At 50.5% G+C, this 12,815-nt stretch carries 9 protein-coding genes and 1 pseudogene; all 10 read left to right on the top strand.

The annotated features are described in order from the left end of the window. The first annotated feature begins 34 nt into the window (after window positions 1–34). A pseudogene (locus A3SI_RS10510) lies at window positions 35–2,415 on the top strand (TonB-dependent receptor). 20 nt (window positions 2,416–2,435) lie between these two features. After that, window positions 2,436–3,578, top strand: a complete 1,143-nt coding sequence (locus tag A3SI_RS10505; protein ID WP_009055748.1) for a BamA/TamA family outer membrane protein — start codon at window positions 2,436–2,438, stop codon at window positions 3,576–3,578. Window positions 3,579–3,728: 150 nt separating this feature from the next. Beyond that, entirely contained in the window at window positions 3,729–4,841 is a 1,113-nt protein-coding gene (wecB, locus tag A3SI_RS10500) for a non-hydrolyzing UDP-N-acetylglucosamine 2-epimerase (RefSeq protein ID WP_009055747.1), read from the top strand. A 42-nt stretch (window positions 4,842–4,883) separates the two neighbouring features. Then, window positions 4,884–5,582, top strand: coding sequence for a response regulator transcription factor (locus A3SI_RS10495; protein ID WP_009055745.1), 699 nt, complete (start codon window positions 4,884–4,886; stop codon window positions 5,580–5,582). Next, complete coding sequence (locus A3SI_RS10490) at window positions 5,579–6,949, top strand: sensor histidine kinase (protein WP_009055743.1); 1,371 nt, start codon at window positions 5,579–5,581, stop codon at window positions 6,947–6,949. The genes A3SI_RS10495 and A3SI_RS10490 overlap by 4 nt, the downstream gene beginning before the upstream one ends. Before the next feature lie 197 nt (window positions 6,950–7,146). Beyond that, a complete protein-coding gene (locus A3SI_RS10485; RefSeq protein ID WP_009055741.1) occupies window positions 7,147–7,773 on the top strand; it encodes an MgtC/SapB family protein in 627 nt (208 codons plus the stop codon). Continuing rightward, window positions 7,715–7,870 (top strand): hypothetical protein, encoded by a 156-nt coding sequence (locus A3SI_RS20825; protein WP_238531717.1) that lies wholly within the window; start codon window positions 7,715–7,717, stop codon window positions 7,868–7,870. Before A3SI_RS10485 ends, A3SI_RS20825 begins: the two co-directional genes overlap by 59 nt. 12 nt (window positions 7,871–7,882) lie before the next feature. After that, window positions 7,883–9,259 carry a magnesium transporter gene (gene mgtE / locus A3SI_RS10480; RefSeq protein ID WP_009055739.1) on the top strand — a complete coding sequence of 459 codons (1,377 nt, stop codon included), beginning with the start codon at window positions 7,883–7,885 and terminating at the stop codon, window positions 9,257–9,259. 71 nt (window positions 9,260–9,330) lie between these two features. Next, window positions 9,331–10,887, top strand: coding sequence for an Omp85 family outer membrane protein (gene omp85, locus A3SI_RS10475; RefSeq protein WP_050977496.1), 1,557 nt, complete (start codon window positions 9,331–9,333; stop codon window positions 10,885–10,887). 235 nt (window positions 10,888–11,122) lie between these two features. Beyond that, the gene (gene omp85 / locus A3SI_RS10470) at window positions 11,123–12,646 is read left to right on the top strand and encodes an Omp85 family outer membrane protein (protein WP_040670699.1); all 1,524 of its coding nucleotides are present in this window, start codon (window positions 11,123–11,125) and stop codon (window positions 12,644–12,646) included. Window positions 12,647–12,815 lie beyond the last annotated feature (169 nt).

Below are 12,815 nucleotides of genomic sequence, written 5' to 3'. Positions count from 1 at the left end.
TCAGCTATGTATCTTCAGGCTTCTTTTTTCTGTACTGCTTGTAGGCAGCATAACTTTCGCCTTTGCCCAAGAGGGTGGGGTCGTTACCGGGCGAGTTTTTAACCCGACGAATAATGAAGGTGTGCCTTTTGCGAATGTGGCGATTTTAGGAACGGACTATGGAACAGTTTCCGATGAAAATGGGAACTACCGCATCGAGGGGATCGTGCCTGGGCTCTATAACATCAGGGCCAGTTTCGTAGGTTTTCGTTCTAAGACGGAGTTTGAGGTACAGGTGACCCGTGCTCGGCCTTTGCAGATCGATTTTGCGCTACGCGAAGACGCCTCCGATCTGAATGAGGTCGTGGTCAGTGCAGAGTTTACCCGCTCGGAGGAAACGCCGCTATCGGTACGGCGGCTAAATTCAAATGAAATCGAGCGGTATCCCGGAGGGAATCGCGACATCAGTATCGTGATTCAGGCGCTTCCGGGTGTTTCCAGCACGGCAGCTTTCCGAAACGATATCATCATCCGTGGGGGTGCTCCAAGCGAAAACCGCTTTTTTATCGATGAAATCGAGGTGCCTGTCATCAATCATTTTGCGACCCAAGGGAGCTCTGGTGGCCCTGTCGGCATATTAAATGTGAACTTGATTAAAAATGTAGATGTCATTACGGGAGGCTTTCCCGCTAACCGGATGAATTCGCTTAGCTCTTTTTTCGAGTTTGAGTTAAAAGAGGGTAGGCGGGATAAGGCCTTTACCCAGCTTACGGTGGGCGCTTCCGAACTCACGTTTTCGAATGAGGGTCCGCTGGGAGAAAAAACCACCTACCTGATTTCAGCGCGACGGTCCTATCTGCAGCTGCTATTCCGCGTCTTGGGACTGCCCTTCTTGCCGACGTTTAATGATTTTACCGTGAAAACGACCACCAAGTTTAATGACAAGACGGAACTCACGTTCTTAGGGGTGGGGGCTACAGGCAGTTTGCGCTAAATTTTGATACGCCAAATAATGAAACGGAGGAAGAGCGGGAAAATAGGCTCTTTTTACTGGAAAGTCTGCCCATCACCAGTCAGTGGACCTATACCACAGGTCTTCGGCTGAAGCGGTTCCGAGAAAATGGCTTTTGGACCTTCGTGGCCAGCCGCAATATGCTGAATAACCGGTCTTTTAAGTTTTTCGGTAATGATGAGTCTAGCCCTGCGAATCTGCTCTTCGATTATACCTCACAGGAGAGCGAAAATAAGTTTCGGGCGGAAAACGCTATCTTTAAAGGAGGTCTTACGCTGAAGTATGGAGTGAATTACGAGTATGCACGTTTCTTCATCGAAAACTTTGACCGTTCTATACCGGGTTTAAATGAGCCGATTAATGTGAACGACCAGGCTTTTTTTCACTCCTATGGGGCTTTTATTTCGGCTAGTCAAACGTTCTTGTCGGAGCGTTTATTGGTTTCCGGGGGGGTGCGCATGGACGGAAGTGACTTTGGCGCGACAGCGGCCAATCCCCTGAACCAAATTAGCCCGCGCCTAAACCTCTCCTATCAGCTGAAACCGAATTTATTTTTGACGGCGAACACAGGAATTTACTATCAAAAGCCTCCTTACACGGCCTTAGGGTTTCGAGATAATGCGGGCGTACTCGTGAATCAGGAGAATGATATTCGTTGGATTCGTGCGGTGCACTACATCGCGGGGATAGAAAAGGTGATTCCGGAGAAAAGTCGGCGCTTTACGGCGGAGGTGTTTTACAAGGGCTATAGTAATTACCCAACCAGTATTCGAAACGGCATCGCACTGGCGAATTTAGGAGCCGACTTCGGGGTGATCGGTAATGAGCCCGTAGCCTCGGATGCAGAGGGGAGAGCCTTCGGGATGGAGTTCCTCGCCCAGCAGCGGCTGTTTAATAATTTCTTTGGGATCGCTTCCCTCACGCTCGTGCGCTCAGAATTCACAAATCCGAATACGGAGGGCTTCGTTCCGAGCGCTTGGGACAACCGCTTTATCGTCAGCTTGACCGCGGGCTATCGCTTCGGCAAAAACTGGGAGGCGGGTGCTCGCTGGCGCTGGCTGGGTGGCACACCGTTTACGCCAGATGACCTGGAGGCTTCGGCGCTGATCGCCAACTGGGACAGCAGAGGGGTGGCTATACCCGATTTTACGCGGATAAATGCATTGCGGCTGGCTGCGTTTAATCAACTCGATTTTCGTATCGATAAAAAGTACTTCTTTGATAAGTGGAATTTAAATTGGTACTTTGATGTACAAAATGCCTTTAATTTAGAGGCAGATCAGCCCCCTCTTTTACTGCCTACGCGTAATCCGGACGGTTCGCTGCGTGTAAGTAGTGTGAATCCAGAAAAGTATGATTTACGGCAGGTGGCGAATCCGGCAGGCACGATCTTGCCGACGATAGGGCTGATAATCGAGTTTTAAAACGGGCACAGTTCCAAGGCATGAAATACCCTTTCCTATTCTTTTTTATATCCTTTTTCCTAACTTTTTCTCTTCGGGGGCAGCAGATGGATGCCGAAACACTGGCGGATACGGCTGTGTCGGCGCCCCAAGTGCAGGTGCTGGACAAGTTGTTTCGTTTAGGCGACCGTGTGCTGAGTGGCTTGACTGTGGGTGAGCGTATTTTTATTCCGGCGGTGGTTTTCGCGCCAGAAACTTCAGTAGGTCTCGGGGTGAAGTCCGTTAAAATAGCCGAGAAAGAAGGAGGCGGTAGGCCGAACACCTACCCATTTACTTTTTTGTATACGCTTAACAATCAGTGGATTCTCAGCGCAGAGGCAGATATCTGGACGAAAGCAGACAAGCAGCACATTTTCGCGCGCGTGGAGTTTAACGATTATCCCTTTTTCTTTTTTGGCACGGGTGCCAATCCTTTAGCCGAGGGACAGCCCTATTCCAGCCGTTTTGCACGCGTTTTTGTTAGCGCCGGCGAAAACTACTTTCATCGCCACCTGTATGGTGGGGCGTTCGTTCGCTACCGTAGAGAGTCTGTCTATGCTTTCGAGGCGAATGGGCTTTTCGATGATCCGGAGCTCCTCGGTATAGACCCTTTTCAGCAGCTTACGATCGGTGTACAGTGGACTTTTGATTCGCGGGACAATCTTTTTTATCCTACACGAGGGGTTTGGGCCACTTTTCGGGCAGGATTTTCCGTAGAAGGGCTGCTCTCCGATTTTGAAAATACGACCTTCGAGCAGGATATCCGCGCCTACCGACAGATCGGCACGGGGGGCGTGCTGGCCGCTCAGCTGTATCATGAATTCCAAGGAGGCGATGTGCCGTTTACGACCCTGTCGCAGTTCGGCGGGGCGAATCTGATGCGGGGTTATTTTCGCGGAAGGCACCGAGACAGCGGAGTACTGGCATTTCAGGCTGAGCTTCGGCAGCCACTTTATAAAAAATTAAGCATCGCCATTTTCAGTGGCTTGGGCACGGTCTATCGTCCGGGCGAAGTGGCACCCCTGCGAGCCTCGGGCGGATTAGGCGCACGGTATCGGCTGAGCGAAAATGGTCTGCAGCTGCGGATCGACCTAGCCTATGGGGATGCGCTAAAAGGATATTTCGGCCTAAATGAGGCCTTTTAAGTGGTAAAGTGCTGAACTGCGACCGGTCTTTGCCTTCCGGCAAAGGGACACGGAAAGGGTGAAAGTATGCTTTTCGATGGGGAATTCCAGCCTGAGGTTTTCTTCCCTTCTAGGAAAGCCCTATCTTTGTTTAGCACGAAATAAATTTTTATGTTCCGAATTACGTTAGTTGCAGGTGCGCGTCCGAATTTTATGAAAATCGCGCCGATCATTCACGCCATACAAGCCCATAATCAAGCAGCCGCTAAGCCGATTCACTTTCGACTGGTGCACACGGGGCAGCATTACGATAAAAAGATGTCGGATGCTTTTTTCGAGCAGCTCCGTATCCCCACCCCGGACGCGAATCTGGGCGCAGGAGGAGGGAGTCAGGCCGAGCAGACAGCAGCGATTATGGTGGCCTTTGAGCGGGAGCTCCTCCAAAACCGCCCTGACGTGGTCCTGGTCGTAGGAGATGTCACCTCTACCCTGGCCTGCAGCATCGCGGCGAAAAAACTGGTCATCGATGTCGTGCACGTGGAGGGGGGTATACGCTCGGGAGATCTCAGCATGCCGGAAGAGATTAACCGCATGGTTACGGACAGCATCAGTGATCATTTTTTCACCACCTCGGAGGTGGCAAATGAAAATTTACGCCGCTTGGGTTTTCGGGAGGAGCAAATTCATTTTGTCGGCAATACCATGATCGATACCCTGCTGGCAAATCAAGCTCAGTTTCGCGCCCCCGAGGGAGCCGCTTTTGAGGCACTCGAGCCGAAAAAATATTTGGTGATGACCATGCACCGACCTGCGAATGTGGATCAGGAAGAGAAGTTGGCCACCTTTCTGCAGGTGATTTTAGACCGGACGGCGCCCTTTACCATCGTGTTTCCGGTGCATCCACGCACGGCAAGGATATTGGCAAACACGGGCTTGGTGCATGAGCGGCTTTTGCAGTGTGAACCTTTAGGTTATTTAGAGTTTAACTATCTAGTGCAGCATGCTGCGGGAGTGATCACCGACTCAGGAGGCATCACTGAGGAGGCTTCCGTCCTTCGGGTGCCCTGTATGACCCTTCGGGACAATACGGAGCGGCCTGAAACGGTTACCCTAGGGACGAATGCCCTCGTCGGAACGGATCCCGAGCGCTTAGGGCCTTTTCTAGATCGCCTGATGCGAGGGGACTGGCAGCAGGGAAGCGACATCCCGAACTGGGATGGCAAAGCCGCCGAGCGGATTATTGCGAAGCTGCTGGAGCTCTACGGGAAAGCAGATTCTAATTGAGATTTAATACCGGAGGTCCGGAGGAAGCGCTAATATTGCGGTATGAAAGAGCACCATATTCTGTTAGTAGAAGATGATGAACGGCTGGCGGAAGTCATTCTGAAAAGTTTGCAGGAAAAAGGCTACGCGACCTCTTTGGCTACAGATGGGGCAGAGGGGCTGCGTCGCTGGCAGGCAGGCGGCATCGACCTGGTGATCACGGATCTGATCTTACCTGAAATGGATGGCATGCAGCTGTCGCGGGAAATCCGTGCAGTAGACCGTAGAGTGCCGATCATCATGCTGACAGCCCTCGGCACCACCGACGATAAGGTGGAGGGCTTCGATGCCGGAGCGGATGACTACTTGGTGAAGCCTTTTGACATTCGGGAATTGTATGTGCGCATCAAGTCACTGCTGCAGCGGGCCAGCTTGGTGCCAGAAGCAGCGGAATCGAATGCAGACATGCTGCGCTTTGCCGACATTCGGATCGACCTGCAAGCCAAAAAGGCTTTCCGCGAAGAACAAGAGCTGCAGCTTACCCCTAAGGAGTTTAACCTGCTGCGCTATATGGTGGAGCATCCCATGCGCGTGCTTTCGCGCGAGGAAATCGCTAAAGAAGTCTGGGGGGTAGATTTCGACACAGGTACGAATTTCATCGATGTGTATATCAATTATCTCCGGAAAAAGGTAGATAAGCCTTTCGGGGAAAAATTAATCCATACCCGCACGGGGATGGGATTTGTCTTAGAGCGATCATGAGCATACAGCAGCGCCTTACCTTACGTTTTACCCTTTTAGCAGGGGGGCTCCTGCTGGTTTTTTGTTTGGGTGTCTATTTTTTCTCTGCTCAAAACCGGCAAACGGCCTTCTACTCGATTTTAGAAAAGGAGGCCAGCACGAAATTAAACCTCTTTCTGAACAGCGGCTTGGATGAAGCCACCTTGCAGACGATTTACCGGAACAACCGGGAAATTCTCTACGAGGTCGAGGTGGCCATTTATGAGGAGGAAGACTATACGCTGCGTTATCACGATGCTGTGGATATCGACTTTGTGAAAGAAACCGCCGAGATGCTCGCCCAAATACAGCAGGAGGTGCGCATCACTTTTCAGCAGGAGGGCTGGGATGTCCTCGGTCAGAAATTCCGTACCCAGCAGGGCAGTTACCTGGTTACTGCCGCCGCTTATGATGAGTATGGCTACGCCAAATTAGCCGATTTAGGCCGTTTTTTACTGTTAGGCTACCTCATCGCCATCGTAATTTTATTCTTTTTAGGCAAGTATTTTGCGCGGCGCGCGCTCAGCCCCATCAGTGATATGATTCAGGAAGCGGGAAAGATTACCGCTTCTAATCTGGATCTGCGGCTGAAAATGGGGCCGAATCGGGACGAACTGTATGCCTTAGCAGCGACGATAAATGCCCTGTTAGAAAAGTTGGAAAAATCCTTTGACACCCAGAAGCAGTTCGTCTATTTTATGGCCCATGAGGTGCGCACTCCCCTAGCGGCCATGATCACCGAGCTAGAGCTCTCCCTTACCCGAAAGCGGGAGAAAAAGGAATACCGACAGGTGGCTGAGACGGTGCTGGGAGATGCGAAGAAATTAGCCAAGCTCTCGGGAAGTTTACTGGACTTCGCGCGGGCCAGTTACGATCGGACAGCAGTAAATTTCCGCCTGCAGCGGGTGGATGAGCTGGTGCTCGATGCCAGCCAACAGGTGCAGCAGGCGAATCCTGGCTACCGCATCGACCTTTCTTTTGAGGGTCTGACGGACCGAGAGGAGGCCCTAAATGTGACCGGTAATGGTTATCTGCTCACGATTGCCTTCGTTAATCTGATGGAAAACGCCTGTAAGTTTTCATCGAATAGAACCTGCCAGGTGTTTATCGCTCCAGATGTCTCGGGCGTGCACCTGAAATTTCGTGATACCGGTGTGGGTATTCCGAAAGAGGAAGTGGAAGAGATTTTTGAGCCCTTTTTTCGCGGTAAAAACCAGAGCGTAGCCTTCGGTAGTGGTATCGGGCTGAGTTTGGTGAAGCGCATCGTCACCCTGCATCAGGGTAAGATCGCCGTGAGCTCCAAGCCAGGAGAGACCATTTTTACGCTTCACCTGAATCATGCCTTCTAATTTTTTTCTAATTCCATCTTAATAGCTTTCTAAAATGGCGCGGAATAATGTTTCGTACCTTTGTGGGAGTTAAAACATACCTATCTCATGGAACTAGGTCCCATATTTGCATTAAAACGCTAAAACGCCGGCAGGTCTTCCTTTTTTACAGGCCGCATGCTGGCGCTGTAAGCATTTAAAAAAGAGGAGGAAAAGCGATGGAATTAGTAGAATTCATCTTTCGGTTAGGGCTCGCGCTGGTCTTAGGTGCGGGCATCGGTTTCGAGCGGCAGTGGCGCCAGAAAAGTGCTGGCCTGCGGACGAACACTTTGGTTGCGATGGGAGCGGCAGCATTTATTTTGCTATCCGTTTCGCTGACGGGAGATATGGGAGATCCATCCCGTGTGGCAGGACAGATCGTTACCGGGATAGGCTTCTTAGGGGCTGGCGTCATCATGAAGGATGGCTTAAACGTGCAGGGGCTGAATACGGCGGCCACGATTTGGTGTTCGGCGGCGGTCGGCTCTCTCGCAGGTGTGGGCCTTACGTGGGAGGCAGTTATCACAGCAGCATTCGTGATGTTTGCGCATATAGTTTTGCGGCCCGTGGGGCGCAAAATGTACAGCCTGACGGCTAACCATGACGATGATGACAGCACGGGAACCTACTACTATCAGTTTCAGATCAAGTGTCTGGATAAGGTGGAGAACCACCTGCGGGTGATGCTCCTGGAGACGGTGAAATCAGATAAAAATTTGCGCCTGCGCTCCCTAAAAAGCTTCGATAATGGCAATCCTGAGACATGCCTATGTGGAAGCTTTGGTCTTAGCGAACGGCAAGCGTGATGAGATAATGGAGACCTTCGCGGGGAAATTAACACTGGAATACGGGGTGCTGGAGGTGAGTTGGGAAATTCACGGGCAGCAGCCGGCGGAAATGTAAGCAGAGGAAGTGATGAAAACAGGAACAGAAAACTGGATCGTGATGAGCGAAAAACAAAAAGTGCGGGAGCTGATTCCTGCCCTCCGAAAAATGCCCGCCCTGGAGATCGCGCAGACCTTAGAACCCCTGGAAGAAGCCAGTATTTTAGAGGCATTGGAGTTTTTTTCTCCCGAGGAGCAGGGTAAAATCATCGTTGAGATGGAAATGGGGCGTCAGCTGGCCTTTTTTCAGCAGGTGAGTAAGAAGCGTTTTGCGCCCATTTTCGAGAACATGGCTTCCGATGATCGCTGTGACCTCTTTCAGCACATGAGCCAAGAGGAGCAGGTGGCCCTACTCCCTTATCTGACTAAGACCGTTCGCGAGGATGTTATCAAGCTGAGTGCCTATCCGCCAGAAACGGCCGGAGGGATCATGAGCACGGACTTTGCGACGGTGCTGGCCTCCATGACGGTGGAATCAGCCATCAGTAAGGTACGGCGGGATAGCCCCTCGAAGAAGATGATTTATTACATCTATGTGGTCGATCACCGTATGAAGATGGTGGGCTTCGTTTCCCTGAAAGATTTAATCATGTCCAGCCCGAGCCAGTTGATTTCCGATGTGCTGCATGAAAACTTCGTGCATGTGCATGTGGACGAAGACCGCGAGGAGGTCGCTAAGTTGATCGAGTCCTATGACCTTTTAGCCATTCCGGTGCTCAACCATGCCGGGCAGCTCGTCGGTATCGTGACGCAGGATGATGCGATCGACGTCATCCGCGCGGAACATACTGAGGATATGGAGAAATTTATGGGGATCATGCAGGAAAGTGAGGGGGCAGATTACCTAGGAACGAGCACCATGGGCCACTTTAAAAAACGTGTGGTGTGGATCGTTTCTCTGGCAGCGGTAGGCATTATCTCCGGGATGATCATTCATCGCTTCGAGGCGACTCTCGAGGCGCTTATCATCCTGGCGCTTTACATGCCTATGGTGGCCGACACGGGCGGGAATTCCGGTTCGCAGGCTGCAACGGTGATCGTACGCTCACTCGCGCTCGGGCAGGTGGCCCCTAAGCAGTGGTTCCAGATTATTTTTAAAGAGTTTAAAATTTCCTTTCTATTGGCCATTTGTCTGGGGGTTTTGGCCTTCGGCAAAGTTCTCTTTCTAAGCTGGGAGACCACTGTTCCCCCGGAGTATTCGCTGATGCAGATAGCAAGCGTCATCGCCTTAGCACTTTCCCTACAGGTCGTCACGGCCACCTGTATCGGTGCGGGTTTGCCCCTACTAGTACGGCGCTTCGGGGGTGACCCTGCAGTGGCAGCCTCACCGGCCATCACCACGGTGGTGGATGTGACGGGCCTGCTCATATACTTCACAGTTACCGTTACCCTGCTCGGGCTTAGTTGAAATAAGCACATTAAATCTATCCAAATTTATACATTCGCTTTCCTTAAGAAAGCGCCTAAATGATTATTGCCATGAAAAAAATGTTACTTGCTTTTGCCTTGCTGAATTGGCTGGCATTCACAGGAGCTCAGGCGCAGGAAGATCCCATTTCCCAGTCTCCTAGTAAATTAAAAAACCTGAGGGAACAAAATGCCTATCGCTTACAAATCCTCGATACGCTGACGACACCTTTACATATCGATCCGATAAAAAGGCTCAGCGAGGATGATATCTTGACGAAAAAGGAAGGCTTCTTTGTGACAGGCTTTCCTGATATCGAGGTAGATCCTATCCGAGGCCTTGGAATCGGTGGAACGGCCTTCTTTTTCCAAAACAGGGACTCCAGTGATCCATTCTTTTACTACACGCCGTACCGTTATCGCTTATCTACTGACTTCCGCTTCTTTACGAATGGACGTTTACAGGGGGGGCTGAACTTGGATGTGCCCTACATGTTCGGTACCAAATGGAGAATGCGCGTCGATGCTCTCTATGAGTTCGACCCGAACTTTCAGTATTTCGGAATCGGGGAGCAGAGCTTGCGCTCCTTAGAGCAGTTCGATCAAGCCAGAACGGGACAACCAGCGCAGTCCTTTAGAAATATCGATGCGTACCTGGAAAATTTAGCACAGGCGCAGACGCGAAACGGTGGCTTCATTACGAATACCCACTATAACGAAATCGAAATCGAAGAAATGCTCTTTAATGTGCTTCCTGAGCGCGTATGGTATGGAGGCAAGCTGCGTTTTATGTTCGGGTACGAGGCTCTGTTCACGCGTACAAATGACTGGACAGGAAGAATAGCGGAAGAGGCCTTTTTTGATGGTCGTGAAGTAGAGGCGATTAATGCCCAGACGCTTATCAATAAAGATGCGATCGCCAGAACCGGTGACGGAAGTACGGAAGGCAGTACCTGGGATCGTTTTAATATCAGCGGGGTGAATGCCATCGGGAACAATGACTGGTTTTTTACCTCGATGATAGCTGCTGCATTGATCTGGGATACGCGCGACTTAGAGCCAGATCCTTCTAAGGGAACTTTTTTAGAATATTCTCATGAGTATTCTGCTAAGTGGCTCGGGTCTGACTTTGCATTCAACAAGTTCATGATCCAAGGGCAGTATTTTAATACGGTTGCAAAGTGGAGAGGGGGTAAGAGTCGTCTCACCTTAGCGGGTATGGCAGCCTTCGGTTATGTTTGGGGAAGTAATATCAACTGGCTCGAGATGTTTGACTTATCTTCTCAGGCGGAAGCGGGTGGTATAAACGTGCTCGGTGGTGACCGTTCCTTACGTGCCTTCCGCGAGTCCCGCTTCGTAGCGCCGGCTATCGGTTTGATCAACTTAGAAGCGCGCTTCCGTTTGTATGATTTTAGAGCTTTAAACCAGCACTTCGCTTTAGGTCTGACTCCCTTTTATGATATGGGTAGAGGTTGGGATGAGCTCAGCCGTGTAGGCCTAGAAGGCTGGCGGGGAGCACCCGGAATCGGCGGTCGGATCGCGTGGAATCAGTCTACTGTGATCCGCTTAGACTTCGCATCAGGCGCAGAGGGAAGCCAATTTTTCTTTGGTTTCGGCCATATATTTTAAGGGCACGCTGTGCCTCGAATGTGTGTTTTACTGTTTGAAAAAGGTGCCGATGCTGTCGGCACCTTTTTTAGCTGATAGCGGCTGGGGTGAAGGGTTTCGGCTAACTTTAATAATAATCTAATCTATAATTTGGTATTTCCGATGCTGAAAGCGGTATTTTTGCGCACTGAAAATCAGGAGGCTTGCGTAATGAGGCGAGTCTTCTGAAAACCAACACACATTCGACTCCATAGAAATGAAAAGACTACGCATCCTTGTGGTGGGAGGGCTCTTACTGCTTTTTTCCTGCCCGCAGCTGTCGGCTCAGCAGACCGACGTACAGGTGGCCACGGCCAAAGATCGTTCTGCGCGCATCGAAAATCTCGATCGCTTAGCGATTTTAGATACCATTCAGCTGCCCTTCACGTTAGCGGAGGAGAAGCGACTTTCTAAGGAGGATATTCTTTCTAAGAAGGAGGGATTTTTTGTGACGGGACTGCCACGTTTTGAGTTCGACCCGATTCGAGGCTTTGGAGTGGGAGGAAATGTGTTTTTTTATCAAAACAAGACCAAGGAAGACCCCTTATTTTATTATACCCCTTATCGGTGGAGTCTAAATTCCGAGTTTTTCGTCTTCGAGAATGGCCGTGTGAAGGCCGCTTTAAACTTGGACGTACCCTATATTTTTAACTCTAAGTGGCGACTTCGTGCGGATGCGGTGCTTTGGGAAGACCCGAATGCGCAGTACTGGGGCATCGGTCGCGAGTCCTTAAATCCGTTACGCTTCGAGGATCAGACTACCGGCGAAGTGCGCCAGTTTAACCGTGTACGCAAGTACGAGGACAATCTGCGCATCGCTACTTCGGATAATCAAGGTGGGTTTTTAACGAACACCCATTTTAATGAGTTTATTCAGCGGGAAGCGCTGTTTAACTTCTTAGGAGAGCGGGTAGAAATGGGGGGTAAGCTGCGTTTGATGTTCGGTTATGAGATGCTCTTTACTGCCTTTGAGGATTACACAGGACGCATCGCTGAGGAGGCCTTCTTACCGGATGGTACAGAAGTGGAGGCGATTCAGCGGCAGACTCTTGTGAATCGTCAGATTCAAGATGGCACTTGGGACCGTTTTAACCTTTCAGGCTTTTCGGACTCCTTCATGTTTACTTCCATGCTAGCGGGTGCCATTATTTATGATACGCGTGACCTAGAGCCAGATCCTTCGAAAGGGGTTTTCCTGCAGTATAGTCATGAGTACTCGGCTCCATGGTTAGGGTCTGACTTTAACTTCAACAAGTTTATGGTTCAGGGCCAGTACGTGCGTACCTTACATCGCTGGAAAGATGGTCGCAATCGAATCACCTTTGCAGGCTTAGCGGCTTTCGGCCATATTTTCGGTCCGAACATCAACTTTATCGAGATGTGGGATTTATCTTCACAGGCTGAGGCGGGTGGCATCTTGGTGTTAGGTGGTGCTCGCTCGCTTCGGGGATATCGGGAAGCTCGCTTTTTAGCCCCTACGGTTGGTTTGGTCAATTTGGAGATGCGTACACGTCTGTATGATTTTAATGCGTTTAATCAGCACTTCGCTCTGGGCCTGACACCCTTCTATGATTTTGGAACGGTATGGGATGGCATTCGAGACATTCAGTTGAATGAGTTACGTGGTGCCCCTGGTATCGGAGGGCGTATCGCTTGGAATCAGAGCACGGTCCTTCGTCTCGATTTTGCGACTAGCCGTGAGGGGAGTCAGTTTTTCTTCGGTTTTGGACACATTTTCTAAGGGAGCGCCTGCGCTGCCCTTTTTTTGGGCTCTGCCCAAAAGGAAAGCAAACGAAAGCAAACGAACATAGAAAAGAAAGCAAACGAAAGAAAAAGAAAGCAAACGATCTCGTTTTTTCGAAAAAAGGAAAGCAAACGAAAGTAAACGAACATTTTAAAGGTAGCTGTAG

This window comes from Nitritalea halalkaliphila LW7 (assembly GCF_000265075.1).
Lineage (GTDB): Bacteria > Bacteroidota > Bacteroidia > Cytophagales > Cyclobacteriaceae > Nitritalea > Nitritalea halalkaliphila.
This window is presented reverse-complemented; position numbering and strand designations above follow the sequence as displayed.

Coding starts and splice junctions, on each gene's coding strand:
- A3SI_RS10505 (WP_009055748.1), top strand. CDS start 2,436: ATGAAATACCCTTTCCTATTCTTTTTTATATCCTTTTTCCTAACTTTT.
- wecB (WP_009055747.1), top strand. CDS start 3,729: ATGTTCCGAATTACGTTAGTTGCAGGTGCGCGTCCGAATTTTATGAAA.
- A3SI_RS10495 (WP_009055745.1), top strand. CDS start 4,884: ATGAAAGAGCACCATATTCTGTTAGTAGAAGATGATGAACGGCTGGCG.
- A3SI_RS10490 (WP_009055743.1), top strand. CDS start 5,579: ATGAGCATACAGCAGCGCCTTACCTTACGTTTTACCCTTTTAGCAGGG.
- A3SI_RS10485 (WP_009055741.1), top strand. CDS start 7,147: ATGGAATTAGTAGAATTCATCTTTCGGTTAGGGCTCGCGCTGGTCTTA.
- A3SI_RS20825 (WP_238531717.1), top strand. CDS start 7,715: ATGGCAATCCTGAGACATGCCTATGTGGAAGCTTTGGTCTTAGCGAAC.
- mgtE (WP_009055739.1), top strand. CDS start 7,883: ATGAAAACAGGAACAGAAAACTGGATCGTGATGAGCGAAAAACAAAAA.
- omp85 (WP_050977496.1), top strand. CDS start 9,331: ATGAAAAAAATGTTACTTGCTTTTGCCTTGCTGAATTGGCTGGCATTC.
- omp85 (WP_040670699.1), top strand. CDS start 11,123: ATGAAAAGACTACGCATCCTTGTGGTGGGAGGGCTCTTACTGCTTTTT.